Raw genomic sequence first — 24,636 nt, 5'->3', positions numbered from 1 at the left:
CCACCTTAGCCCGCGCCGTCCGTCAGCCGGCCGTGGTGAACACCGCGACCGTGCGGGCCGGGACGGTGAAGGTGCCGGTCTTCGCCGCGTAGGACGAGGTCTTCACCACCGGGTCCGATCCCAAGGCCTGCACCGGGTGCAGGCGGTAACCGGTGCCGGCGAGGGCCTCGACGCGCTGTTCCCGCTGCTCCGGCGTCGCGTTGAACACCACGACCAGGTCACCGAGCCGCATCGTGATCACGCCGGGTGTCTCGTCCTTCCCGGACAGCGGGAAGGACAGCCGGGACTGCACCTGCTCCGCGGTGTCGAGGGAGAAGACCGGTTCCGTCGTCCGGATCCTCAGCAGGTCCCGGTAGGCGGCCGAGGCGCCCTCGATCTGCGGGCAGCCGACCTGCACCGCGCCCAGCAGGGGCTTGGCATGGGGCCACTTGTCGGCGTTGTCGGCGGCCGGGGGCAGACCGCGGCCGAAGCCGTTGCCCGCGGCGCAGTTCCAGTGGATGGCGTTGAACCAGTCGCCGCTGTCGTAGGAGTTGCGGTCCAGGGACTTGGAGCGCAGCAGGTCGGTACCGGCCTGGGAGAGCGCCGGGCCCTGGGACAGGGTGGCCGTCGCCATGGCGAGGACCTGTGCGCGCGCCCGGCCGTCGGCGTTCGTGGAGGCCGGCAGCTTGAAGGCGAGCGCGTCGAACAGGGACTCGTTGTCGTGCGCGTCGGCGTAGGCGAGGGCGTCGCCGGGGGCGTCGGCGTATCCGGCCGGGGAGCCGTTGTAGTCGACCTGCGAGCCCTTGACCTCCTTGCCGTCGGTGTCGGTGAAGCGGTACCCGGCGAGGTTGCCGCTCAGGCCCACCTTGATCAGGTCCTGGTAGTGCAGGAGCCGGGCCCTCTGCTCGGCCTCGGTGCCGTTGCTCTTCGAGGAGTTCGGGTCGGTGTGGAGGCCGGAGGCGAAGCCCTGGACGCCGGGGTCCTCGTCGAAGGGGCCGCCGCCGCGGACGGCGTCCCGGGCCCGGTCGGAGAAGGTGGCGATGCCGGTTCCGGCCATGTTCTGCTGCGTGGCCTGCTCGAAGCGGACGTCGTCGGCGATCTCGCCGAAGTTCCAGCCCTCGCCGTACAGGATGATCTTCTTGCCGTCGACGCCGTCCTTCTTGAGGGTCAGCGCGTCGAGGGCCTTGCGCACGGCGAGCATGTTGGCCTTCGGGTGGTGGCCCATGAGGTCGAAGCGGAAGCCGTCGACCTTGTACTCCTTGGCCCAGGTGACGACCGAGTCCACGACGAGCTTGCCCATCATGGCGTTCTCGGGCGCGGTGTTGGCGCAGCAGGTGCTGTCGGCGACCGAACCGTCGGCGAGCAGCCGCTGGTAGTAGCCGGGCACGATCCGGTCCAGGACGCTGGTGTCCGCCTGGCCGCTCGCCGCGGTGTGGTTGTAGACGACGTCCAGGACGACGCGCAGGCCGTCCTCGTTGAGCGCCTTGACCATCTTCCGGAACTCGACCGTGCGGGTCGTGCCCTCCGGGTCGGTGGCGTAGGAGCCCTCGGGGACCGTGTAGTGGTACGGGTCGTAGCCCCAGTTGTAGGCGTCCTTGGCGGCGGCCTTCGCCACGCACTCCTGCTGCTTGTCGGAGTCGGCCGGGTACGCGGCGAGGTCGCAGTCGACGGTGGCCTGGTCGGACTTCTTCTCGGGGATGGTCGCGATGTCGAACACGGGCAGCAGGTGCACGTACGAGGTGCCGGCCTTCGCCAGCTCCCGCAGGTGCTTCGAGCCGTCGCTGTCCTTGTCGGTGAAGGCGAGGTAGGTGCCGGGCTGCTTCGCCGTGCGGTCCTCGACGGAGAAGTCGCGGACGTGCAGCTCCTGGATCTGGGCGTCCTTGAGCGGTACGGCCTTCGGCTTGGCCAGGTCCGACCAGCCCCCGGGGGCGAGAGCGCGGTCGCCGAGGTCGACGACGAGGCTGCGCTGGGAGTCGGTGGTCAGGGCCAGCGAGTACGGGTCGGTGACCTTGTTGGTGACGATCTCGCGGGTGCCGGGCGCCCACACCTTCACGACGTACCGGTAGGGCTTGCCCTTCCAGGACTTCGGGCCGGTGACGGACCAGACGCCGGTGGCGTCGTCGCGCTCCATGCGGGCGGTGGTGCCGCCGATCTCCAGCGAGACGTGCTGCGCGGTCGGCGCCCACACGGAGAGCGTGGGCCGGCCGTCGCGGAAGACGGGGCCGAGCTGTGCCTTGGTCGCGCCGGCCGCGTACAGGTCGTCGAGGACGCCCGCGGTCTGCACTCCGGTCGCGGCGAGCACGGCGCCGGTGGCGGCCCGCTGGGAGGCGACGACCTGGCCGCGCAGGGCCTCGCGTACGCGGTCCCGGTCGCGCGGGTCGACGGCCCAGGCGGTGTCGTCCTTCAGGTGCGGGAACTTCGCCTTCTGGGCGTCGGTGAGGGCCGCCTTCGTCAGCCGGAGCACGCGCGTGTCGCCACCGGTGAGCGTGCCGTCCTGCGCCTTGATCGAGCCGGTGCGGGAGGCGAGGAGCTGGGTGGAGGCGGCGGCGTCGGAGCCGTTCCAGACGACGGTGTCCCGGTCGATCCAGACCGCCTTGGAGGTGGCCAGGTCGAGGGCGGCCGCGGAGCCCGCGGGCTGCGGCAGCAGGTACCTCTCCTGGCCGCTCACCAGCCACACCTCGTGGCCGTTCGCCGTGAGGTCGAGCGACTGGTCGGACGGCAGGTCCTTCTCGTCGCCCTTGTGGAGGATGTAGCTGAGGCTGGTGGCACCCTCGGTGAGCGGCACCTCGAAGACCGCGCCATAGGGATCGGTCTTCACCGGCTCCAGGGGTTTCGACCAGTCGGTGGGGTCCGCGGCACCGGTCCAGGTGTGCAGGCCCCAGCCGTCGTAGTTCCCGTCGGCGCGGTGGTAGTGGAGCACCGCCTTGGTCGTGTCCTGCGCCGGGTACTCGGGGCGTTCGGTGGTGACGGTCTCCTCGCCCTGCTCGATCCAGACCTCACCGGTCCTGGTGAGGTCGATCGTGCGGTCGGTGGAGACGTCCTTGTTCCCGTCCTTGTCGATGACGAGGAAGCCGAGGTCCGAGGCGCCCGGCTTGAGCTTGACGTAGGCGAAGGCGCCGTAGGCGTCGCGGCCGGTGAAGGGGTGGCTGTCCGGCCATTCGGTGGCCTCGCCCTCGGCGAGGTCGCCCCAGGCGTACAGGCCCCAGTCGTCGTAGTCGCCGTCGGCGCGCCGGTAGTGGACGATCGCGTGGTCGCGGGAGGCGGTGGACGGCGGCTCCGCGACGGGCGGGGTGCCGGTGGTGGAGGCGGCCGTCGCGCTCGCGGTGCGGCCGGCCGAGTCGATCACCACGGCCTTGTAGCGCAGGGCGGTGCCGGCCGGGACGTCCGCGCCGATGGTGTGGGTGACCTGGTGGGGGGCGTGGTCGGCGGAGCCGAGGGTCTGCCACTTCCCGTCGCCGGTCTGGGCGGCGAAGACGACCCGGTTGAGCTGTCCGCCCTCGACGTCGGCGGTCAGCTCGACGGTGCCGGTGGCGCCCGCCTCGGGGGCCTTGAGGGTGACCGTGGGCTTGGTGACGGGCTTGGCGAGCGGGCCGGACGCCTTGAGGACGATCGCCGAGCCGGCCGGGACGGTGACGGTGATCTTCCGGTCGGCGCCGCTGGTCACGGAGGCGTCGGTGCCGTGGATGCCGCGGAAGGTCATACGGGCCGAGTTCGTGGCGAAGGTGGCCTTCCTCGCCTCCTCGGCGTTGTTGAAGGCGACGACGTACTCGGTGGTGTCCTTGCCCGTGCCGGTGCGGGAGAAGGCGTGGACGCCGGGGCCGTCGGCCGCGTACCGCTGCTGCTGGACGCCGTCGGTGAGGGCCGGGTGGGCCGTGCGGAGCTTCGCGAGGGCGCTGATCTGCCGGTAGAGCGGGGACCTGGTGTCGTAGGTGTCCTCGGCGTGGGTGCGGTCGGTGCCGATCAGGTCGTCGTCGAGGTAGTCGGCGGTGCGGGAGGCGAACAGGGTCTGGCGGGCGTCCTTGTCGCCGCCGGCGCCGGTGAAGCCCTGCTCGTCGCCGTAGTAGACGACCGGGTTGCCGCGGCTGAGGAACATCAGCTCGTTGGCCAGCATGGCCTTCTTCAGCAGTTCGGCGTCGGACGCCTTCGGGTCGTCCTGCTTGAGGAACGTCCCGATGCGGCCCATGTCGTGGTTGCCGAGGAAGGTGACCTGCTCGTAGGCGTTGGCCTTGTCGGTCGTGTACTTGTGGTCGTCGCCGAAGACCGAGGCGAGTTTCTGCGCGCTGCCGCCCTGGGAGGCGTACTGGCGGGCCGCCTCCTGGAAGGGGAAGTCGAGGGTGGCGTCGAGGCGGCCCTCGGTGACGTACGGGGCGGTGACGTCCGTGTCGGCGGAGTAGACCTCGCCGAACATGAAGAAGTCGTCCCGGCCCTTCTTGGCCGCGTAGGCGTCCAGGGCGGTGGCCCACTGGGTCCAGAACTCCATGTTGACGTGCTTCACGGTGTCGATCCGGAAGCCGTCGATGTCGAAGTCCTTGACCCACCGCTGGTAGATCTTCTCCATGCCGTCGACGACCTCGGGACGCTCGGTCCACAGGTCGTCGAGGCCGGAGAAGTCGCCGTGCTCGCTGGACTCGCCGGCGAAGGTGGAGTCGCCCCGGTTGTGGTACATCGTCGGGTCGTTGAGCCACGCCGGGACCTTGACGTTCTTCTTCGCGGCGGGGACGACCGGGGTGCGCGGGAAGGAACCGGCGTCGACGCGCGGGAACTTCTTCGCGCCGTCGGCGTAGTCGGCGTCGTCGAAGGGCTTCCCGTCCTCGGTCAGGTAGGGGAAGGCGCCCTTGGAGAGGTAGTCGTAGGACTTCTCCTCGTAGTCGACGACGTCGGCGGTGTGGTTGGTGATGACGTCGAAGAAGACCTTCATGCCCTTGGCGTGGGCCTTGTCGATGAGGGTCTCGAGGTCCTTGTTGGTGCCGAAGTGCGGGTCGACCTGGGTGAAGTCGGTGATCCAGTACCCGTGGTAGCCGGCGCTCGCGTCCTTGCCGGTGCCCTGGACGGGCTGGTTCTTGAAGATCGGCGCCATCCAGATGGACGTGGTGCCGAGCCCCTTGATGTAGTCGAGCTTCTTCGTCAGCCCCTTGAGGTCACCGCCCTGGTAGAACCCCTTGTCGGTGGGGTCGTACCCGGTGGTCAGACGCGAACCGGTCAGCCCACCCCGGTCGTTCCTCGTGTCACCGTTGGCGAACCGGTCCGGCAGCACGAAGTAGAACTGCTCCCGGGTCAGGTCGTGCCGCGCGGGCTCCTTCGCCAGTCGGGCGTCGGACGGGGGCTTGGGCGGTGTGGCGGCTCCGGCGGAGAGCGGCTGCACGAGGGCCACGGCGAGCGCGGCCACGGTGACGGCGGCGACCCGCCTCCCCCGCGCGGTGCGGCGCCCCTGGGGCGCGGGCCAGCTGGGTATCACAGGCGTGAACTCCTTGCGATTACGGCACGTTTGGGTCCGACCCCACGCCACGGCGCGGCCTGTTTCGGCCATGTCACCGGGCTCCGGGCGTGACGCTATCGCCGTTGAAAGCTTTACAGCAAGGGTCTTGAAAGTAACGGTAAGGATTTGCATGCGGACGCCGGTCGCGCCGCCCCCGTGAACGGCGGTGCGACCGGCGCGGGTTCAGCAGGAGGACTTGCCCGCGTACACCGCGAGGGCCGTGTTCGAGCCCAGGGTGGCGGTCAGCTGCCCCGAACCGTTCACGCTCACCTGCGTGTTGTTCTGGACGTTGCAGTAGGTGCCCGCCGGAAGGGACGTCTGGTAGGTACGCGTCAGGGAGCCGGACTCGTGGTTGACGGCCACGAAGCCCTTGTTGCCCCGCCCGAAGGCGATCGCGTCGTTGCCGTTGTCCCACCAGTTGGTGACGGCCTGCCCGCGGGTGGCGTTGCGGAAGGCGACCATGGACCTGATCTCCGGCCAGGCGTGCTGGCACTTCCAGCCGTTCTGCCAACAGGCGTTCACCTGACCGCCGTTCGGCGGGCCGGCGTCGTGGTCGGAGAACTCGTAGCCGGAGTTGATGTCCGGGGCGCCGTAGGGCCAGGCCAGCATGAAGACGTTGGCCAGGGTGTAGTTGGCGTTGTCCTTGTAGCTGAGCGTGGAGCCGTTGCGCTCGGTGTCGTGGTTGTCGACGAAGACGCCGGAGACGGAGCTGTTCATGTAGCCCCAGCCCTCGCCGTAGTTCTTCAGGTAGGCGAGGTTCTCGTTGTTGAAGACCCGCTTGAGGTCGTACGCGTAGCGGAACTCCTGGACGTCGCCGGTGCCGGTGTACTCGCTGGGCTGGACGGCCTCGCCGGCGCCGTAGATGGCCTCCTGCTTCCAGTAGACGCCGGGGTGGGAGAGCCGGGACTTGATGGTGGCGAGGTCGGCGGCCGGCATGTGCTTGGCCGCGTCGATCCGGAAGCCGTCCACGCCCAGCGACAGCAGGTCGTTGAGGTACCCGGCGATCTTCCCCCGTACGTACTCCTCACCGGTGTCGAGGTCCGCGAGACCGACCAGTTCGCAGTTCTGGACGTTCCAGCGGTCCCGGTAGTTGGTGATCTGCGAGGTGCAGGTGTCGAAGTCGTTCGACGAGTACAGGCCCGGATAGTTGTACTTGGTGTACGCCGAGCCGCCGGTCCCGGTGCCGTTGCCCGCGGACATGTGGTTGATGACGGCGTCGGCGACGACCTTCACACCGGCCGCGTGGCAGGTGTTCACCATGTTCCGGAACGCGGTGCGGTCGCCGAGCCGGCCGGCGATCTTGTAGCTCACCGGCTGGTACGACGTCCACCACTGCGAGCCCTGTATGTGCTCGGCGGGCGGGGAGACCTGGACGTATCCGTACCCGGCGGGGCCGAGGGTGTTCGTACACTCGCGGGCGACCGAGTTGAAGTTCCACTCGAACAGGACGGCGGTGACGTCCTTGTTCCCGGGCGGCGCGGCCTGCGCGACAGTCGGGGTCATGACAACCGAGGCAACCGCGAGCGCGGCGACCCCGGCGAGGGTTCTGCGTGCCATGTGGGGTGTCCTTCTTCATCGAAGGGTGTGGGGAGTGCGAAGGCCTCTGAAGGTTCTTGCTGAAACCTTCAGAAACCTTGCGTGACGCAGATGTTAAAGCTTCACCCTCCGAAAGGGCAGCACCCCGCACGAAGTTGCGGCAAGAAATCCCGGCACGACGGCCTGCCGGTCCGTCCGGGATCAGCCGAGCAGCCCCGCCCGCACCCGCTCATCCGTCAGCAGTCGCAGCACCCCGGGGTCATCGGCGAACACGTCCTTTGCTCCGGGGGCCATCGCCTGGTGGAACATCGCGTACACCACATCGGCGGTCGGCTGTTCCCATACGGTGCTCGTCCACTCCCGCACGCCCTCGTCGTCCCCCTTCTCGTGGGCGCGCAGCCACTCCTCGATGCACAACCGGGTGATCCGGTAGACCTTCCGCCGGCCTCGTACCAGCACTCCGCGGTTGAGCCCGAAGACCTCGCAGGTCGCCTCTCCCCTGGGTGTCAGAGGCAGGTACTCACCCACCGCGAGCACCAGATGGAGGTGATCGGCCGGGTCCTCGCTGCTGGGGTCGATCAGCAGAGGGCGTCCTCGGGGGTCGACGGGAAACGCCTCTCGCTTCTGGTGGCTGTTGCAGAGGGAGCAGGCGAGCAGGTGGTTGTGCCAGTCGAAGGTGCGCAGCGGGGCCCGGCTCAGCGGCTCGAAGTGGTCGATGTCGGTGCCCTGGTTGTCGCCGCAGTACATACACCGCTCGACACCGGGGGCCATCTCGGCCAGGGTCGCGCTCAGCACGGCGTGAACGTGACGTCGCACGGTGGTGTGCTTCCACAGACCTCGAGCGCGGTCCACCGGTTTCCCGGCCTTGCCTATCTCCTGTGTGTAGGCGGTCATACGCCGACGTGTCTGCTGAGGCAGACCGGTTCGCTGAATCCTGATCACGCCGACCACTCGTCGTCGGCTCGGTCACGCAGCCGCGCGGCTACCTCGTCCACGCGGGTCGCCGGGGAGCTCACCAGCTTGCGCTTCAACTCTCGGTAACGCATGCGTTGTTCATCGCTCGCTCTGCCCCGCAGCACACCCATCTCCAGCGCCACAAGCTCGCTCCGCGTCCGTTCCGCCTTCTCCGAGTAGGGCGTGTCGAGCCCGAACAGGTACGACAGCACGGCGTCGTCCCCGCTTCCGTACACGACCCTGTCGTACACGTCCGGCGAGACCTTCTCGACCCGCCCTTCCTCCTGAGCACCCGGAAGCCGGATGAGACCTCCCGGATCGGCCGACTGGCAGATGTACGGGCTGTGGGTGGTGACGATGAACTGAATGCGGGGGAAGTGCGAAGTGAGCCAACTGCCGATGCGCCTCTGCCAGGAGACGTGCAGGTGCGCGTCGACCTCGTCGATGATCACGACTCCCGGATAGTCGGCGATCGGAATCTCGGTCTCCTCGTCGTAGAACACGTCCAGCTCGCCATAGGCGTCGTAGATCTGCCTCAGGAGATCCACGACGAGGGCGGCGACGGTCCGGTAGCCGTCGCTCATCTCCTTCAGTGGGAAGCGGCGCTCCCGGTGCACCACCCATAGCCCTTCGGAGTCGACACCGTCGATCCGGCAGTCGTCGGGCAGCAGGTCGTCCCCGAGGATCTCCAACGCGGAGGCCAGCAGCTCCTCGGCTCCCTCCCGCTGCTCAAGCGCCCGCAGATGCTGTTCGATGAGCCATGTCACGCCTTCGGCGAGCGAGGCGTCCTCGTGGAACAGACTCGCCTGCCGGGCCACCGGCCCTGCGGCCGTCATGAGCCGCTGCACCTCTCCCGAGCCTCCGGCAAGCCTCCGGAAGGGGCCGTAGGCAGCACAGAACCAGCCTTCCGGATTGTCGGCCCAGGGGCCGCGTTGAGCGGTGATCGTCTTGGCGCCGGTGTAGTTGACCGGGTCCAGAGAGGGTTGCACCACTCTGCCGGGCTTCCCCTTCCCATGGCCGGTCTCTGGAGGAAGAACCCACCGCAGACCCGACCAGAACGCCTTGGACGGCCGACGCCCCTGTGTGAAGCGATCGAACGCGGGGTCGTGCGCCAACTCCACTTCGGAATGCGCCCTGCGTTCACCGTGCGCGACCCAGTTCTCGAATGCCGGCATCAGACTGCGCGCGGCGGCGGGACCGCTCACGGCCAGGGAGATCGCCCGCAGCAATGTGGTCTTGCCCGAGCCGTTACGGCCGGCCAGTACCGTCCACCCCGCGTACGAACCATCGGGCCGGACCAGTTCGAGGTCCACCTCGTCGAACGACTTGATATTGGCCAGGTAGACCCTGGAGAGGTACATGATCCGATCCGCCCGATCCGCCGTTGCCTGCCGGATACCCGTGCTGTTTCGCCACGTCAGCCTAGACGAGGTCAGGCCTTGTCATCGGCAGCCGTTCGAACGGCACGACTAATCCGAAGGACCAGCATCAGGATGTGCTGTGCCGTATGCCTTCGACGAACGCGGCCCAGGCGGAGGGGACAACGAACAGGACTGGTCCCGTGAGGGTTCTTGCTGTCGCAGACGGGGACGGCACCGCAGCCCGGGCCTCCCGCCGGGACCGGTCCGTCCGCCAAGGGTCAAGCCGGTCCCCGTTGGCCAGGGAATTGCGTAAGCGGGTGGATAAAGTGATGAGCGGTGCGGCTCCGATGCTTTCCGGAGCGGACGACGAATTGAGGGGGCACATGGGGGACCGACGGCTGTATGGATGTCTCGGCACGGTGGTGGGACCGGCTCTCGCCGTACTCGTGGCCATACTCCTGGGCAGGGCGTGGAACGCCTGCGACGTGGGAGTGAACAACGCAGCCAACAGTGGCTTCCTACTCTTCCTCTTCATCCCGGGCCTCTCGACGGGCCTACTGTTGGGCTGGGTTACGGTGGGCATCCTGCTTGGGAACCGTCCCTTTCTCCACTTCTTCGCCCTCGCGGTGACTCTCTCCGCCGTTTCCTGGTGCGCTCTCTCCCTCTTCTGGAGTGGCACCACCTATGACTGCCCCAGCGGCGTTCCCTCATGGTGGCCGGGTTTCCTCCCAGCCCCGGGGTTCTGAGGCACGCATCTACGCTGGCCGGTAATTGGGGCGGCCACCGGATCTCGCACAGCCGCTGCGGACCCCCCAGCGGCCGTGCGAGACCTTCTCGTCGCCGCCTCGGGGCGGGGCAGCAGAATGCTGGACTTCTCCGAGCAGTTCACCCCCAGAGTCAAGTGAGTGGAGCATGGCAGTGGCGCATGATGCACATGTGCGGCAGCTGATCGCACGGGCGAAGGACGGCACCATCCCGTCGCAGGAGGTGAAGGAGATCGCCCGGGCCATTTCCGAGGGCCGGGCCGGCCGGGACCTCTACTGGCTGTTGTACGCGGTGGCCCGTGCGGGCGGCCCGGCATACGAGCCGCTGATCGCCACCTATCTGATCCACCCCGAGGACCCCGAGGTCTCGGGGCTCGCCGTTCAGGTACTCACGGGGCACTGGAGAATGGGAGCGAAGTACTCCAAGCAGATCCTCGAGTTGCTGGGCTCCCCCGAATGGGACCTGAGTGACGACGCGTTCGTGGCCGCGGTCTCGGGGGCGGGAGCGATCCTGCACGACGGGTTCGACGCCGAACTCCTCCGCGCCCTGCTGAAGCTCGCCGAGGAAGGCCGCGGTGAGTACAACGACGATCTCATGCAGCGTTTCGCGGTGGAGGCGATCGCCCGCGGGCTGGGCGCCGGCCACGCCGAGTTGACGAGTCTGCCCGAGGGAGTCACCCGTGCGGAGTGGTCGCAGAGCTTGCTGCGGGCTGCGCGTGACCGACTGCGCGAGGCGGCGCGTCAGCCCTGAATCCGCTGACAGCCGAGTTGGCCGACGCAACCGGCGGACATGAGGGTGTGCCAGGCCGCAGTGGCAGCGACGGCGGGGGGCGATTCGAGGAGTTGTTGTCGGATGGCGGCGCCACAGTCCGTTACGTCAACGAAAACAAGGTGACACCATGTCATTCGCTCTGATGGGCATGCTGATGCTCATCAGCCTGGCTGCTGCGGCGGCAGGCATCGTGACCGTTTTTCTGTTGCTGGACAACCCGCCCCTGTCTCTGTCCAGACTCTGTGCCGTTCTCGTTCTGGTCTTCGGTTCTTCGGCAGCAGCCGTGTACTGCTACGGCTGGTTCTCCGTGGCCATGGGAGGGCCGTTTCCCGAGGTGTGCGAAGACCGGAACGCCTCAGGTGCCGAGTTGGCAAGTATCGAGCAGGAGCACTGGCCTCTTCGTAACGCCTGCGTCTACTCCGACGGCGCCGCAGTGGAGCACGTCTCCATGTCGATCAACGTTCTCGTCTGTGTGCTGGCGGGTCTTGCCGTCGCCCTGGTCTGTGCCGGCGCAGTCCTGCACCGGCGGGCCCGACCCACGCGTATCGCGGCTTCGGAGGGGCTCACCGAGAAGCAGGCGGAGCAGTCCGAGGGGCAGGGCTGATTCAAGTCCGTCGTGATCAAGAGTCATCCTGGTCACGATGGCGTGACGAGCACGACTCAGCGCTGCGGTCACTGTTGTGACCCACATCAGTGCGCGCTGGTCCGTATGCCGTCGAGGAAGGCGGTCCAGGCAGAGGTGCCGAGCAGCAGGGTCGTGCCGGTGGGGTTCTTGCTGTCGCGGACGGGGACGGTGCCGGGGATGTTGTCGGCGAGTTCCAGGCAGTCGCCGCCGCCGTCGCTGTACGTGCTCTTGCGCCACACTGCGGCCGTCAGGTCGGGTCGGGCACTGCGCATGTCTCGTACTCCTTCATGGCCCGCCGGATCAGGGCCGCGGATGCCTCTGGTGGCAGGGCTCGGGCATGGACGAGAGCGTAACGATGGGAGTGCCGGGCCACCATGGCCCGGTCTTCCACCAACTCACCCGAGTGGCCCGCCTCCAGGTAGGCCACGTCCGGCGCGTTGTCGAACGACAGGAGGGTGAGCGAGCCGCCCATGGCGGAGTGGGCCCCCGCGACGAAGAGCATCACCTGCACCTCGATGCGCGGGGTGCGGGCGACTTCCAGCACGGAGGCCAACTGCTCCCGCATGACGGTCGGGCCTTCCACCGGGCGCCGGATCACCGACTCGTCGAGCACCACCCACAACAGCGGCGGTTGCGGCTTCCGGAGCAGGCTCTGCCGACTCAGCCGCGCCGTCACCTTCTCCTCGATCTCCTCCACCGTGCACCACGGTTGTCCATGGCGCAGTACCTCCCGTGCGTAGGCCTCGGTCTGCAGCAGACCCGGGACGCTGTGTGCCGTGTACTTGTGCATGGCGTTCGCCCTGGCCTCGTACGTCACGAACTTCCGTGCCCAGTCCGGGATCGGCGTCCGCTTGATGTGGGTCCACAGGTCGACCAGGTCGCCGTCGGCCTCCAGAATCTCATCCAGCCTGGTGTTGACGTCCTCGGGTGGTGTCTCCTTGCCCAGTTCGAACTGGGCGATACGGCTGTGGGCGACGGGGATCAGGTCGCCGAGCCCGCGTTGGGTGAACCCGGCGCGGACGCGGAGCTTGCGCAACTTCATGCCGTAGAGCGCCGGCAGGGACGCGGAGGGGTCGAGCTCCTTCGGTGCGGGCATCGCCTGTCCCCGTTTTCGGTCCGGCGCAACGAAAATCGTCACCCTTAGTGAGCTTAGCGTCACGTACCGATGATCGTGGGGAGAGTCGGGATCATCATGAAGGAAGGGCACCGCAATCATGGCACCACAGGAACGTACGAGGCGTGCGGCCGCGATCCGGGACGCCGACGAGGCCAGGAACGAACTCTCCCTGGCACTGGACGAGGCCGGTGTGCTCCTGCCCTCGTTGGGGCTCGACACCGTTTCGCTGGCCAGTGACTATCTGCCGCCGCTGGTGGATCTCGGACGCTGCGATCCGGGCACGGCGCGCAAGCTGGCGGAGGCGTTGCGGGAGGGGTGTCGCACCGCCGAGCTGAGCGCCAGGGTGCGCGAGGTGAACCGGCGGGGCGGGCAGCGGACTTGAGGGTGTCCGTCATGCGTGGCGAGGGCCCGCCGCTTCCCCGGAGGAAGCGGCGGGCCCTGGCCCGTCGGTGAGCGTCAGCCCGTGGTGAACCAGACCGTCGTGTCGGCCGGTACCTTCGTCTTGTCGCCGGTTTCGGTCACCTCGCCGTTGGTGATCAGGACCCTGCCGTAGGACGGCGTGGTCACCGCCTTGCCGGTGGTGTTCGCGACGCACACGAACTCCCCGCGGCGGAAGGCGAGTACGCCCTCCGGGGCCGGGAGCCACTCCACCGTGTCGCCCGCGCCCAGGTCGGCCTGTTCCCGGCGCACGGCGAGTGCGGCGCGGTACAGCTCCAGGGTGGAGCCGGCCGTCCCGGTCTGCGCCTCGACGCTCAGTTCGCCCCAGCCCTCCGGCTGCGGCAGCCAGCTGCCGCCGGACCCGAAGCCGTACGAGGAACCGGCGCGGGTCCACGGGATCGGCACCCGGCACCCGTCGCGGAAACCGTCCTGGCCGGCGCCCCGGAAGTACGCCGGGTCCTGGCGCACCTCGTCGGGGAGGTCCACGACGTCCGGCAGGCCCAGTTCCTCGCCCTGGTAGACGTACGCCGATCCGGGCAGCGCCAGCATCAGCAGGGTCGCCGCGCGGGCCCGGCGCAGGCCCAGTTCGCGGTCGCCGGGCAGCCGGAGCTGGGTGCCGAGGCCGGCCGGGTTGCCGAAGCGGGTGGCGTGCCGGGTGACGTCGTGGTTGGACAGCACCCAGGTGGCGGGGGCGCCGACCGGGCGCATGGCGTCCAGGGTGCGGTCGATGACCTCGCGCAGTTCCTCCGCGTCCCAGTGGGTGCCCAGGTACTGGAAGTTGAAGGCCTGGTGCAGTTCGTCGGGACGGACGTAGTGGGCGGTGCGCTCGACGGTCGGGGTCCAGGCCTCCGCGACGAAGATGCGCTCGCCCGAGTACTCGTCGAGGATGAGGCGCCACTGCCGGTAGATGTCGTGCACGCCGTCCTGGTCGAAGAACGGCATGACATCGTTGCCCAGCAGCTTCAGTTGCTCGTGCGATCCCAGGTCCGGCAGGCCCTCGGCCTTCACCATGCCGTGGGCGACGTCGATGCGGAAGCCGTCGACGCCCATGTCCAGCCAGAAGCGGAGGATGGAGCGGAACTCGTCGCCGACGGCCGGGTGTTCCCAGTTGAAGTCGGGCTGCTCCGGGGCGAAGAGGTGCAGGTACCACTCCCCCAGGGTGCCGTCGGGCTCGGTGACCCGGGTCCAGGCCGGGCCGCCGAAGATCGACTCCCAGTCGTTGGGCGGCAGTTCGCCGTTCGTGCCCTTGCCGGGCCGGAAGTGGTAGCGGTCCCGGGCCGGTGAGCCGGGGCCCTCGGCGAGCGCCCGCTTGAACCACTCGTGCTGGTCGGAGGAGTGGTTGGGCACGATGTCGACGATGATCCGCAGGCCCAGTTCGTGGGCGTCCCGGATCAGGGCGTCCGCGTCGAGCAGGTTGCCGAACATGGGGTCGACGGCACGGTAGTCGGCGACGTCGTAGCCGGCGTCGGCCTGCGGGGAGGCGTAGAAGGGGCTGAGCCACACGGCGTCCACCCCGAGGTCGCGCAGGTACGGCAGGCGGGAGCGGATGCCCTCCAGGTCGCCCATGCCGTCGCCGTTGCTGTCGGCGAAGCTGCGCGGGTACACCTGGTAGATCACCGCGTCGCGCCACCAGTCACGCCGCCTGGTGGCGGTGGCGACGGCGGCGGATTCGGTCGGGGAGTCCGGGGAGGTCGGTGCCGGGGCGGTGGAGTGCTGCTGGCTCATGTCTTCCTGTTCGTGTCATCGGGGTGGGGGTGGTGCGGTGAGTGAGGAGAGAAGGCGGCCGCGGTGGCCGGCGGGGTCGGTTCGGGCCGCCGCGGCCGCCACCCGCGCGCTCGGGGCGCGCGGGGTCCTCGTACGAAGGGCGTGGTGGTCAGCCCTTCGTGCCGCCCGCGGTGAGGCCGGTCACCAGGTTCTTCTGCACGAGGTAGAAGAACGCGGAGACGGGTATCGCGATCAGGACCGCCGTGGCGGCCATGAGATTGCGCTGGGCGTCGTGCTCGCTGACGAAGCTCTGCAGACCGACGGCGAGCGTGTACTGGGTGTCGTCCAGCATGAACGTCGTGGCGAAGGCGACCTCGCCGAACGCGGTGATGAAGCTGTAGAAGGCGGCGACCGCGAGGCCCGGCTTGGCCAGCGGCAGGATCAGCCGGGCGAACGTGCCGAACGGGGACAGCCCGTCCACCCGGCCCGCCTCGTCGATCTCGAACGGAATGGTGTCGAAATAGCCCTTCATCAGCCAGGCACAGTACGGCACCGCGGTCGAGCAGTAGACGAGGATGAGGCCGAGATAGGTGTCGATCAGCTGAAGGTCGGACAGGATCTGGTACATCGGGACCATCAGGACGGCCACCGGGAACATCTGGGTGACCAGGAGGGCCCACATGAACTTCTTGTACCCGGGGAACCGCATCCGGGACACGGCGTACCCGGTGGTGGCGGCGACGAGGACGCCGATGACCGTGGTGCCGAGCGAGACGATCAGCGAGCTCTTCAGCCAGTGGAAGAAGTTCGTGTCCTGCAGCACGAACGCGTAGTTGTCCAGCGTCATCTTGCCCCAGATGCCGCTGGGGCGGAGGTAGTCGTCCTTGTCCGGGCCGAGGGACAGGAAGACCAGCCAGGCGACCGGGAACAGCGCGATGAGGCTCGCCACGGCCAGGATGCCGTGCGAGGTGAGGATGGCCAGCGGACCGCGTTCCCCTCGTCCCCGCCTCTTCACGGGCGGGGTCCTCTCGCCGGCCGGACGGTCCGTCGGAGCCTCGGTCTTGACGGTGATGGTGCTCATGGGGGCTCCTGCCTCAGATCGCGAGCTGCTGCTCATTGCGGTTCAGCCAGCGGCGGTAGAAGGAGGTGAAGACGATCAGGATGGCCAGGAGCAGCATGCCGTAGGCGGCGGACTGTGCGAAGTCACGCGGCTGCTGTCCGAAGCCCAGCTGGTAGGCCCAGGTCACGAGGATCTGCGCGTCCGGGGCGGTGTTGCCGAACAGCAGGAAGATGATGGCGAACTGGTTGAAGGTCCAGATGACGCCGAGCAGCACGACGGTGGAGCTGACCGACCTGAGGCCCGGCAGGGTGACGTGCCGGAACCGCTGCCAGGCGTTGGCGCCGTCCATCTCGGCCGCCTCGTAGAGGACGCCGTCGATGGACTGGAGTCCGCCGAGCAGGGAGATCATCATGAACGGCACACCGCACCAGGTGTTGACCATGATCGCGGCGAACCGCTGCCAGAAGGTGTCCTCCAGCCACAGCGGTGTCGGCAGGCCCAGGGACTCCAGGCCCGAGTTGATGATGCCGCTGTCCGCGAGCATGAACCGCCAGCCGAAGACGGTGACGAAGGTCGGCACGGCCCACGGCAGGATCAGGATCAGCCGGTAGAAGGTGCGGCCGCGCAGCTTCTGGTTGAGCAGCAGGGCCAGGCCCAGGCCGATGGTGTAGTGCAGGACGACACAGGCCATCGTCCACACGATCGTCCAGATGAAGTGCGACCAGAAGCGGTCGTAGGCCGTCTCGCCCCACAGGATGTCGGCGTAGTTGTCGAGGCCGATGAACTTGTAGGTGGCCTCGATCTCGTTGACGCCGATGGTGCGGGCCGAGTTGAGGCTGTTGGCGTCGGTGAGGGTGAGGTAGAAGCCGTAGGCCAGGGGGTAGAGCACGATGGTGCCGAGCACGACGACCACGGGCACGATCATGGCGTAGGCGTACCAGTGCTTCTGGTAGGCGTGCTTCAGGCGGCTGACCGGGCCGGGGCGGGGCGCGCGGTCACCGCGGCGTTTGCCGGTCGCGCGGTCGATGGCGACTGTCATGGTTCGGCACCTTCTGGATGATCAAGGGGTTCGGCACAGGCCGGTGGCCGCCGGGCCCTCCCCTCCTGGAAGCGGGTCCGGCGGCCACGCGGGCGGTTACTTGCTGAAGTCCGGCACCAGCTTGACGATGGCGAGCTCCGCGTCGTTCAGCCCCTTGTCCAGGGACTTCTTGCCGCCCGCGATCTGGGGCAGCTCGTCGTCCATCGGAACCCACAGCGAGCTGTACTCGGGCAGGGCCGGGCGCGGCTGGGCGGCCTCGAGGACCGTCTGGTAGCCGGCGATGCCCGGGTCGGCCTTGACCTCGTCGGTGTAGGCGTCGTCGCGGGTGGGCAGCGTGGAGTTCTTCAGGGCGATGGTCTCCTGCGCCTTGGCCGAGGTCATGAAGTTGACGAACTTCAGCGCGGCCTTCTGCTTCGCCTCGCTGGACCCGGCGTAGACGGACAGGTTGTGGCCGCCGGTCGGGGCGCCCGCCTTGCCGGTGGAGCCGGCCGGGACGGTGGCGATGCCCAGGTTCCCCTTGTCCTTGAAGGCGGAGCCCTTGTAGAAGTTGGTGATCTCCCACGGGCCCTGGATGATCGAGGCGACCTTGCCGTTGATGAACGCGTCCTGGATGTGGGTGTACGCGTCGGCGGTGACGTCGGCCTTGTGCAGGCCCTTGCCGTCGAAGAGTTCCAGCCAGGTGCCGTAGGCCTTCTTGGCCTCGGCCGACTTCACGGTGATCTTCTTGGCGTCGGCGTCGACCATGTCGGTGCCCTCGCCGTAGAGGAACGACTGGGCGTAGTAGCCCGCGGTGGAGCCCCAGTAGCCGTCGACGCCGGTCTTGTCCTTGATGGTGGCGGCGGCCTTCTTCAGGTCGTCCCAGGTCTTGGGAGCCTCGACGCCGGCCTTCTCGAACAGTTCCTTGTTGTAGACGAAGGCGAGGGTGTCCGTGACGAACGGGACGCCGTAGACCTTGTCCTCGTACGTGGCCTGCTCGATCAGGTTGGGCTTGAACGCGGCCTGGTCCTTCAGCGCCTCGGTGCCGTCCAGCGGCAGGAAGAAGCCCTTCTTGGCGAAGGCGGGGGTCCAGCCGACCTCGGAGCGCAGCACGTCGGGGGCACCCTTGGAACCGGCGGCGGTGTCGAACTTGTTCTGCGCCTGGTCGAAGGGGACGTTGACGAAGTTGACCTTGATGTCCTTGTTGGCCGCCTCGAACTCCTTGGCCAGGGCCTTGTAGGTCGGTGCCTCGTTGGTCGCGTTGGAGGTGTCCCACCAGGTGATGGTGACCGGGCCGTCGGCCTTGTCGCCGCTGTCGCTGTCTCCGCCGCAGGCCGTCGCTGTGAGGGCGAGGGACGCCACCAGCGCGGTGGCCGCTATGCCACGCCGCATGAGTACTCCTTGAGGGTGTGAAGCCCGGGTGTGCAGGGTGCGGCCCCGTCTGCCGCCCTGCCGACTGCCGGCCGCGCCTATGGGGCCGCCGGGCGACGTGAACGTAACAGCGATGCAACCGATCCGAAAGACCTTGCTGAAAAATTTTGCAAGAAGGCTCGACAGTTATGGCGCCGTGACCTCCCCTTGACCCGGTCCGGGTGGCTCCCCGACCGCCGTGCGACCCCGGGTTTCCGGTCGCAGGGCCGGGGTTCGGACTGTTGTGCAAGACTCTGCAAGTACTTGCCATCCGTTTCCGTCGGGGGAATCATCCCTTGCGGTACGGACGCCGATCACGCCCTGCCGACCACGACATGCCGTGGCGTGCCACGACATGCCACGACAAGAGGGACAGCGATGACCCAGCAGCCCGCAGCGGGCCGTTCGACGGCGCGCACCAGGCGTCCGTCCGGTGTGCAACGAGTGGGCCGGCCGATACAGTCCGGTGCTGTGACCACACGTCTTGCCGACATCGCTGCTCAGGCCGGGGTGAGCGAGGCGACCGTCAGCCGCGTGCTCAACGGCAAGCCGGGCGTCGCCGCCACCACCCGCCAGTCCGTGCTCGCCGCCCTCGACGTCCTGGGCTACGAACGCCCGGTGCGGCTGCGGCAGCGCAGCGAGGGTCTGGTGGGTCTGATCACCCCGGAGCTGGAGAACCCGATATTCCCGGCTCTGGCCCAGGTCATCGGGCAGGCGCTGACCCGTCAGGGTTACACGCCGGTGCTCGCCACCCAGACCCCGGGCGGGTCGACGGAGGACGAGCTGACGGAGATGCTCGTGGACCGGGGGGTGGCCGGCATCATCTACGTCTCCGGACTGCACGCGGACACCACCGCCGACATGCAGCGCTATGAGCGGCTGCGCGCCCGGGGTGTGCCGTTCGTGCTGGTCGACGGCTTCTCCCCGGAGGTGCAGGCGCCGTTCATCTCCCCCGACGACCGGGCGGCGATGGCGCTCGCGGTCACGCATCTGGCCTCCCTCGGCCACATCCGCATCGGGCTGGCGCTCGGGCCGAAGCGGTTCGTGCCCGTGCAGCGCAAGATCGAGGGCTTCGTCCGCGCCATGCAGGACCAGGTGGGCCTGGACGCCCGGACCGTGGAGACGGAGCTGGTCCAGCACTCCCTGTACACCCTGGAGGGCGGTCAGGCCGCCGCCAGCGCGCTGATGGACCGCGGGTGCACGGCGGTGGTGTGCGCCAGCGACATGATGGCGCTGGGTGCGATACGGGCGGCGCGGCAGCGCGGTCTGGACGTGCCGAAGGACATCTCGGTGGTCGGCTTCGACGACTCCCCGCTGATCGCCTTCACCGACCCGCCGCTGACCACGGTCCGCAAGCCGGTCCCGGCGATGGGCCAGGCCGCGGTGCGCACCCTGCTGGAGGAGATCGGCGGGACGCCCGCACCGCACAGCGAGTTCGTGTTCATGCCGGAGCTGGTGGTGCGCGGTTCGACCGCTTCGGCCCCTGGGGACCGGCATCGTCCTTAGGGCGGAGGGCAGGTCGTCGTGCGCACTGCTCCGGGAGGAGCCCGTGGGCCGCTCTCCGGGGGAGGACATGCGGGCCGGGCCCGACCGGGGGATGATCTGCGGGAGGGGCTTTTCTGGCAGACTCTGTGCCCATGGGTGAAACGACGGTGACCACGCTGAAAGGCCGGGAGGACCGGGCCGCAGCGCACCCCGTCGGAAACGGGGCGGGGCAGAGGCTCGTGCGCCGTCTGCGCACCCCCCGCCGGCCTCGGTTGTGGTTCGAGATCCTGCTGATCGCGGTGAGTTACTGGACGTACTCACTCGTCCGCAACGCGGTGCCGGAGCAGAAGGCCAAGGCGCTGCGCAACGCGGACCGGCTCTGGGACCTGGAACAGCAGCTCGGTCTCGCCTTCGAGCAGTCGGTCAACCACGCGGTGAACTCGGTGACCTGGCTCGTGGTCGGCATGAACTACTACTACGCCACGCTGCACTTCGTGGTCACGCTGGGTGTCCTGGTGTGGCTCTACCGTAGTCATCCCGGCCGTTACGCGGCGACCCGGACGGTGCTGTTCTCGACCACGGCCGTCGCCCTGGCCGGCTACTACCTGTTCCCGCTCGCCCCGCCGCGCCTGATGAACGGCGGCGGTTTCGTCGACACCGTCGTGGTCCACGAGACGTGGGGGTCGATGGCCTCCGGCGACCTGAAGAACATGTCCAACCAGTACGCCGCGATGCCGTCGATGCACATCGGCTGGTCGGTGTGGTGCGGGCTGACCGTCTTCGCGCTGGCGGCCGTCCCGTGGGCGCGGGTCCTGGGGCTGCTGTATCCGGCGGGCACGCTGGTGGTCATCGTCGCCACCGCCAACCACTTCTGGCTGGACGCGGTGGGCGGCCTGCTCTGCCTCGCCTTCGGCTACGCGCTGGCGACGGTCTGGTACGGCGGCCGCCCGTACACCCTGCCGAGACTCGTGCCGGACCACGGCGGGAGCCTCACCGGCGCGGGCGGTGGAGGCCCGGGCGGCGGAGACGCGGGCGGCGAGGGCCCGGACAGCCCCGACGACAGGGACCCGGACAGCGAGAGGGCGGGCGTGGTGGCCCCCCGTACGCCGGACTCCGCCCTCGCCCCGGGCGGCTCCCGTGCCCCTGCCCCGGACAGGCCCTAGGACCCGCCGTAGAACAGCTCCTCCATCACGCCCCGCGCCCTGCGGGTCGTGCGCCGGTACACGTCGAGCATGTCGCCGGCGTGGCCCGGACCGTAGCCGAGGTAGCGGCCGACGGCGGCCAGTTCGCGGGGGTTGGTGGGGAAGGTGTCGCCGGCCCGCCCGCGGACCAGCATGACCGCGTTGCGCACGCCGGTGGCCAGCACCCACGCCTCGTCGAGGGTGGCCGCGTCCTCCCCGGAGATGAGGTCCGCCGCGTGGGCGGCGGCCAGCGCCTCCCGGGTCCTGGTCGTACGCAGCGCGGGCTCCCGCGCGCCGTGCCGCATCTGCATCAGCTGCACGGTCCACTCCACGTCGGACAGGCCGCCCGGGCCGAGCTTGGCGTGCAGTTTGGGGTCGGTGCCGCGCGGCAGCCGTTCGGACTCCATCCGGGCCTTCAGCCGGCGGACCTCGCGCACCGCCTCCTCGTCGAGCCCGGCGGCCGGGTAGCGCAGCGGGTCGATCAGCTCGATGAAGCGGCGGCCGAGGTCCGCGTCGCCGGCGACGTGCTCGGCGCGCAGCAGCGCGTGCCGCTCCCACACCAGGGACCAGCGGCGGTAGTACGCCTCGTACGACTTCAGGGTGCGCACCAGCGGCCCGGACCGGCCCTCCGGACGCAGGTCGGCGTCGATGAGCAGGGGCGGGTCGGCGCTGGGGAGCTGGAGCAGCCGGCTCATCTCGGCGACGACCTTGCCGGCCGCGTCGGCCGCCTCCCGCTCGTCCGCGCCGTCCCGCGGTTCGTGGACGAACAGGACGTCCGCGTCGGAGCCGTAGCCCAGCTCGTGGCCGCCGAAGCGGCCCATGCCGATGATCGCGAAGCGGGTGGGGAGGGTGTCCCCCCAGCCTTCCCGGACGACCGCGCGCAGGGTCCCGGCGAGGGTGGCGGCGGTCAGGTCGGACACGGCGCCGCCGACCAGGTCCACCAGGGCGCCCTGGTCGGCCTCGGCGGGCTGGGACTCGGTGCCGTAGGAGCCGACGATGTCGGTGGCGGCCGTACGGAACAGCTCGCGGCGGCGCACCCCGCGGGCGGCGGTGACCGCCTGGTCCGCGCCGTCGGCGCGGTGGACCGCGGCGAGGATCTCCTGCTCCAGGTGGGCGCGGGAGCGGGGCCTGAGGCCTCCGGCCTCCCCGTCGCCGAGCAGGGCCACCGCCTCGGGGGCGCGCATCAGCAGGTCGGGGGCGAGCCGTCCGGCGGACAGCACCCGGGCCAGGTTCTCGGCGGCGGCTCCCTCGTCCCGCAGCAGCCGCAGGTACCAGGGGGTCTTGCCGAGCGCGTCCGAGACCTTGCGGAAGTTGAGCAGGCCGGCGTCCGGGTCGGCGGAGTCGGCGAACCAGCCGAGCAGCACCGGCAGCAGGGTCCGCTGGATGGCCGCCTTGCGGGTCACGCCGGACGCCAGCGCCTCCAGGTGCCGCAGGGCAGCGGCCGGGTCGGCGTAGCCGAGGGCGACCAGCCGCTCGCGGGCCGCCTCCGCGCTGAGCCGGGTCTCGCCGGGGGCGAGCTGGGCGACCGCGTCGAGCAGCGGCCGGTAGAACAGCTTCTCGTGCAGCCGCCGTACGACGGCGGCGTGCCGCCTCCACTCGCGGGTCAGGCTCGTCACCGGGTCGTTGCGCATGCCCAGGGAGCGGCCGATGCGGCGCAGGTCGGCCTCGTCCTCCGGGACCAGGTGGGTGCGGCGCAGCCGGTACAGCTGGATGCGGTGTTCGAGCGAGCGCAGGAAGCGGTAGGCGGCGTCGAGCTGGGCGGTGTCGGCGCGGCCGACGTAACCGCCGGCGGCGAGCGCCTTCAGCGCGTCGAGGGTGGTGCCGCTGCGCAGGGAGGGGTCGGTGCGGCCGTGCACCAGCTGGAGCAGCTGCACGGCGAACTCGACGTCGCGCAGCCCGCCGGGGCCGAGCTTGAGCTGGCGGTCGACCTGGGCGGTGGGGATGTTCTCGACGACCCGGCGGCGCATCTTCTGGACGTCGGCGACGAAGTTCTCCCGCTCGGCGGCCTGCCACACCAGCGGCTGGAGGGCGTCGACGTACTCCTCGCCGAGGGCGAGGTCGCCGGCCACCGGGCGGGCCTTGAGCAGCGCCTGGAACTCCCAGGTCTTGGCCCAGCGCTGGTAGTAGGCGCGGTGCGAGGCGAGGGTGCGGACGAGGGGGCCGTTGCGTCCCTCGGGCCGCAGGTTGGCGTCGACGGGCCAGATGGTGCCCTCGACGGTGTTCTCGGAGCAGATCCGCATCATGTGCGAGGCCAGCCGGGTCGCGGCGCGCAGGGCCTTGTCCTCGTCGGCACCACCCACCGCCTCTCCGACGAAGATGACGTCGACGTCCGACACGTAGTTCAGCTCGTGTCCGCCGCACTTGCCGAGCGCGACCACCGCGAGCCTGCACAGGGCGGTGTCCTCGGGGGCGTCGGCCTCGGCGAGCGCGAGGGCGGCCCGCAGGGTGGCGGTGGCCAGGTCGGCGAGTTCGGCGGCGGTCTCGGACACCTCGGTGGTGCCGCAGACGTCCCGGGCTGCGATGGACAGCAGGCAGCGCCGGTAGGCGACGCGCAGCGACACGGGGTCGGTGACGCCGGCGAGGCCGTCCTCGAACTCGGCCAGGCCGGGGTGCAGGTCCCGCGCCTCGTACGTGACCAGTGCCCGCCAGTCGCCGGCGTGCCGGGCGAGGTGGTCGGCCAGGGCCTCGGAGGCGCCGAGCACGCCGAGCAGCCGGTCGCGCAGCGGCTTGGCGGCGATCAGCGTGTCGAGCACTTCCTGGCGGTCGGTGGCGGTGGCCTGCGCCTCCAGCAGCCGGACCAGCCCGTGCAGCGCGAGATCGGGGTCGGCGGTCGCGCCGAGCGCGTCCAGCAGCACCGGGTCGTCGCGCACGGGCACCAGCTCGGGTCCGTCCAGCAGCCGCTCGGCGGCGGACGGGTCGGTGAAACCGTGCCGCAGCAGCCGTGTGAAAGTGCTGCTCCTGCGTCCCGGCACCGACGTCATCCCCGGCCTCCCTCGGTCCTCGGATCACGGTGGTCGTACTGGCGACGAGCCTATCGGCACCTTCGGGGCCCGGCCCCGGGACGGCGTGCGACGCGTTCCGGGAGAGCGCGCGGGGCCGCCGCGGTCCGGGACACGCCGTCCTGTTTTTCAGTGGCGCCGCGCACCGTTTTCGGCTTCGGTGAGGGGGAGCCGTCCAGCCGGACGAGGTGGCGGTTCGCGTACTGCCGAAGCCGACGCCGACCGGACGGCCGGACCGCAGGCCGCACCGCAGGCCGGACCGACACAGGAGCTGTGCCCATGGACATGACCTTCGAAGTGCTCCCGCTGCCCGTCAGGGACATCGACCGGGCCCGGGACTTCTACCGGGACCAGGTCGGCTTCCACGTCGACATCGACCAGGAGGTCATGCCGGGCATGCGCATCGTCCAGCTGACGCCGCCGGGCTCCGGCTGCTCGATCGCGCTGGGCGACAGCATCTGGGAGATGGCGGGCGACACCCCGCCGGCCCCGGGCTCCTACCAGGGCCTCCAGCTCTGCGTCGCCGACATCAAGGCGGCCCATGCCGAACTGACCGCCCGCGGCCTGGAGGTCTCCGAGCCGGTCGCGTACGCCCCGGACGACGGCGCCACGTTCATGTACTTCAAGGACCCGGACGGCAACGGCTGGGCCGTCCAGGAGTACCGCCGCCGGGCGGCGGAGCCGCTGCACCGGCTCCTGTCGAGCCTGGCGAACCGGGCTGACGGCCGGAAGTAGAGCGAAGGCCCCGCGGGAGGGCCGC

General features: G+C 69.6%; 18 protein-coding genes. 7 read left to right on the top strand and 11 right to left on the bottom strand.

The genetic code is table 11. The annotated features are described in order from the left end of the window. Positions 1 to 22: 22 nt before the first annotated feature. The 4 genes from pulA to ACTWJ9_RS24475 form a co-directional block, all read right to left on the bottom strand. Entirely contained in the window at positions 23 to 5,434 is a 5,412-nt protein-coding gene (gene pulA / locus ACTWJ9_RS24490) for a pullulanase-type alpha-1,6-glucosidase (RefSeq protein WP_443294788.1), read from the bottom strand. 204 nt (positions 5,435 to 5,638) lie between these two features. Beyond that, positions 5,639 to 7,012 (bottom strand): alpha-amylase, encoded by a 1,374-nt coding sequence (locus ACTWJ9_RS24485; protein WP_279336416.1) that lies wholly within the window; start codon positions 7,010 to 7,012, stop codon positions 5,639 to 5,641. Positions 7,013 to 7,192: 180 nt separating this feature from the next. Next, a complete protein-coding gene (locus ACTWJ9_RS24480; protein ID WP_279336415.1) occupies positions 7,193 to 7,885 on the bottom strand; it encodes an HNH endonuclease in 693 nt (230 codons plus the stop codon). A 44-nt stretch (positions 7,886 to 7,929) separates the two neighbouring features. Further along, positions 7,930 to 9,306, bottom strand: coding sequence for an AAA family ATPase (locus ACTWJ9_RS24475; protein ID WP_279336414.1), 1,377 nt, complete (start codon positions 9,304 to 9,306; stop codon positions 7,930 to 7,932). Positions 9,307 to 9,635: 329 nt separating this feature from the next. On the opposite strand from ACTWJ9_RS24475, the gene ACTWJ9_RS24470 reads away from it, so the two are divergent. From ACTWJ9_RS24470 to ACTWJ9_RS24460, 3 genes are all read left to right on the top strand, one after another. Beyond that, positions 9,636 to 10,052, top strand: a complete 417-nt coding sequence (locus ACTWJ9_RS24470) for a hypothetical protein (RefSeq protein WP_279336413.1) — start codon at positions 9,636 to 9,638, stop codon at positions 10,050 to 10,052. 166 nt (positions 10,053 to 10,218) lie between these two features. Continuing rightward, positions 10,219 to 10,821, top strand: a complete 603-nt coding sequence (locus tag ACTWJ9_RS24465) for a hypothetical protein (protein WP_279336412.1) — start codon at positions 10,219 to 10,221, stop codon at positions 10,819 to 10,821. 148 nt (positions 10,822 to 10,969) lie between these two features. Then, positions 10,970 to 11,446, top strand: coding sequence for a hypothetical protein (locus ACTWJ9_RS24460; protein ID WP_279336411.1), 477 nt, complete (start codon positions 10,970 to 10,972; stop codon positions 11,444 to 11,446). Between the two features lie 86 nt (positions 11,447 to 11,532). Here ACTWJ9_RS24460 and ACTWJ9_RS24455 read toward each other — a convergent pair whose 3' ends face one another. Next, entirely contained in the window at positions 11,533 to 11,739 is a 207-nt protein-coding gene (locus ACTWJ9_RS24455; protein ID WP_443294787.1) for a DUF397 domain-containing protein, read from the bottom strand. Further along, a complete protein-coding gene (locus ACTWJ9_RS24450; RefSeq protein ID WP_443294786.1) occupies positions 11,715 to 12,563 on the bottom strand; it encodes a Scr1 family TA system antitoxin-like transcriptional regulator in 849 nt (282 codons plus the stop codon). The genes ACTWJ9_RS24455 and ACTWJ9_RS24450 overlap by 25 nt, the downstream gene beginning before the upstream one ends. A 118-nt stretch (positions 12,564 to 12,681) precedes the next feature. On the opposite strand from ACTWJ9_RS24450, the gene ACTWJ9_RS24445 reads away from it, so the two are divergent. Further along, positions 12,682 to 12,966, top strand: a complete 285-nt coding sequence (locus ACTWJ9_RS24445) for a hypothetical protein (RefSeq protein WP_279336408.1) — start codon at positions 12,682 to 12,684, stop codon at positions 12,964 to 12,966. A 74-nt stretch (positions 12,967 to 13,040) separates the two neighbouring features. Here ACTWJ9_RS24445 and ACTWJ9_RS24440 read toward each other — a convergent pair whose 3' ends face one another. The 4 genes from ACTWJ9_RS24440 to ACTWJ9_RS24425 all read right to left on the bottom strand — a co-directional run bounded on the left by ACTWJ9_RS24440 (position 13,041) and on the right by ACTWJ9_RS24425 (position 18,193). Next, positions 13,041 to 14,747: a glycoside hydrolase family 13 protein gene (locus ACTWJ9_RS24440; RefSeq protein ID WP_443294785.1), complete on the bottom strand. Its 1,707-nt coding sequence runs from the start codon at positions 14,745 to 14,747 to the stop codon at positions 13,041 to 13,043. Between the two features lie 148 nt (positions 14,748 to 14,895). Next, on the bottom strand, positions 14,896 to 15,807 hold the full coding sequence (locus tag ACTWJ9_RS24435; protein WP_443294784.1) for a sugar ABC transporter permease: 912 nt from the start codon (positions 15,805 to 15,807) through the stop codon (positions 14,896 to 14,898). 13 nt (positions 15,808 to 15,820) lie between these two features. After that, the gene (locus ACTWJ9_RS24430; protein WP_279336405.1) at positions 15,821 to 16,825 is read right to left on the bottom strand and encodes a carbohydrate ABC transporter permease; all 1,005 of its coding nucleotides are present in this window, start codon (positions 16,823 to 16,825) and stop codon (positions 15,821 to 15,823) included. A 96-nt stretch (positions 16,826 to 16,921) separates the two neighbouring features. Continuing rightward, positions 16,922 to 18,193, bottom strand: coding sequence for an extracellular solute-binding protein (locus ACTWJ9_RS24425; protein WP_279336404.1), 1,272 nt, complete (start codon positions 18,191 to 18,193; stop codon positions 16,922 to 16,924). Between the two features lie 489 nt (positions 18,194 to 18,682). Here ACTWJ9_RS24425 and ACTWJ9_RS24420 point away from each other — a divergent pair, with 489 nt between their 5' ends. Both ACTWJ9_RS24420 and ACTWJ9_RS24415 read left to right on the top strand, forming a co-directional pair. After that, positions 18,683 to 19,717, top strand: a complete 1,035-nt coding sequence (locus ACTWJ9_RS24420) for a LacI family DNA-binding transcriptional regulator (protein WP_279336403.1) — start codon at positions 18,683 to 18,685, stop codon at positions 19,715 to 19,717. 131 nt (positions 19,718 to 19,848) lie between these two features. Next, positions 19,849 to 20,859 (top strand): phosphatase PAP2 family protein, encoded by a 1,011-nt coding sequence (locus ACTWJ9_RS24415; protein WP_443294783.1) that lies wholly within the window; start codon positions 19,849 to 19,851, stop codon positions 20,857 to 20,859. On the opposite strand, the gene ACTWJ9_RS24410 is transcribed toward ACTWJ9_RS24415, so the two are convergent. Continuing rightward, on the bottom strand, positions 20,856 to 23,858 hold the full coding sequence (locus tag ACTWJ9_RS24410; RefSeq protein ID WP_443294782.1) for a bifunctional [glutamine synthetase] adenylyltransferase/[glutamine synthetase]-adenylyl-L-tyrosine phosphorylase: 3,003 nt from the start codon (positions 23,856 to 23,858) through the stop codon (positions 20,856 to 20,858). The two genes, ACTWJ9_RS24415 and ACTWJ9_RS24410, sit on opposite strands and share 4 nt — an antisense overlap. Positions 23,859 to 24,155: 297 nt before the next feature. On the opposite strand from ACTWJ9_RS24410, the gene ACTWJ9_RS24405 reads away from it, so the two are divergent. Continuing rightward, entirely contained in the window at positions 24,156 to 24,611 is a 456-nt protein-coding gene (locus ACTWJ9_RS24405) for a VOC family protein (RefSeq protein WP_279336400.1), read from the top strand. Positions 24,612 to 24,636 lie beyond the last annotated feature (25 nt).

The organism is Streptomyces sp. GDS52, from assembly GCF_052246875.1.
Classification (GTDB): Bacteria; Actinomycetota; Actinomycetes; order Streptomycetales; family Streptomycetaceae; genus Streptomyces; species Streptomyces cathayae.
This window is presented reverse-complemented; position numbering and strand designations above follow the sequence as displayed.

What these genes read in the sequence shown, in the direction of transcription:
- ACTWJ9_RS24435 (WP_443294784.1), bottom strand. Translation starts at nt 15,807, where the DNA reads ATGAGCACCATCACCGTCAAGACCGAGGCTCCGACGGACCGTCCGGCC.
- ACTWJ9_RS24445 (WP_279336408.1), top strand. Translation starts at nt 12,682, where the DNA reads ATGGCACCACAGGAACGTACGAGGCGTGCGGCCGCGATCCGGGACGCC.
- ACTWJ9_RS24470 (WP_279336413.1), top strand. Translation starts at nt 9,636, where the DNA reads ATGAGCGGTGCGGCTCCGATGCTTTCCGGAGCGGACGACGAATTGAGG.
- ACTWJ9_RS24485 (WP_279336416.1), bottom strand. Translation starts at nt 7,012, where the DNA reads ATGGCACGCAGAACCCTCGCCGGGGTCGCCGCGCTCGCGGTTGCCTCG.
- ACTWJ9_RS24480 (WP_279336415.1), bottom strand. Translation starts at nt 7,885, where the DNA reads ATGACCGCCTACACACAGGAGATAGGCAAGGCCGGGAAACCGGTGGAC.
- ACTWJ9_RS24430 (WP_279336405.1), bottom strand. Translation starts at nt 16,825, where the DNA reads ATGACAGTCGCCATCGACCGCGCGACCGGCAAACGCCGCGGTGACCGC.
- ACTWJ9_RS24440 (WP_443294785.1), bottom strand. Translation starts at nt 14,747, where the DNA reads ATGAGCCAGCAGCACTCCACCGCCCCGGCACCGACCTCCCCGGACTCC.
- ACTWJ9_RS24450 (WP_443294786.1), bottom strand. Translation starts at nt 12,563, where the DNA reads ATGCCCGCACCGAAGGAGCTCGACCCCTCCGCGTCCCTGCCGGCGCTC.
- ACTWJ9_RS24405 (WP_279336400.1), top strand. Translation starts at nt 24,156, where the DNA reads ATGGACATGACCTTCGAAGTGCTCCCGCTGCCCGTCAGGGACATCGAC.
- ACTWJ9_RS24425 (WP_279336404.1), bottom strand. Translation starts at nt 18,193, where the DNA reads ATGCGGCGTGGCATAGCGGCCACCGCGCTGGTGGCGTCCCTCGCCCTC.
- ACTWJ9_RS24460 (WP_279336411.1), top strand. Translation starts at nt 10,970, where the DNA reads ATGTCATTCGCTCTGATGGGCATGCTGATGCTCATCAGCCTGGCTGCT.
- ACTWJ9_RS24410 (WP_443294782.1), bottom strand. Translation starts at nt 23,858, where the DNA reads ATGACGTCGGTGCCGGGACGCAGGAGCAGCACTTTCACACGGCTGCTG.
- ACTWJ9_RS24415 (WP_443294783.1), top strand. Translation starts at nt 19,849, where the DNA reads ATGGGTGAAACGACGGTGACCACGCTGAAAGGCCGGGAGGACCGGGCC.
- ACTWJ9_RS24455 (WP_443294787.1), bottom strand. Translation starts at nt 11,739, where the DNA reads ATGCGCAGTGCCCGACCCGACCTGACGGCCGCAGTGTGGCGCAAGAGC.
- ACTWJ9_RS24475 (WP_279336414.1), bottom strand. Translation starts at nt 9,306, where the DNA reads ATGTACCTCTCCAGGGTCTACCTGGCCAATATCAAGTCGTTCGACGAG.
- ACTWJ9_RS24465 (WP_279336412.1), top strand. Translation starts at nt 10,219, where the DNA reads ATGGCAGTGGCGCATGATGCACATGTGCGGCAGCTGATCGCACGGGCG.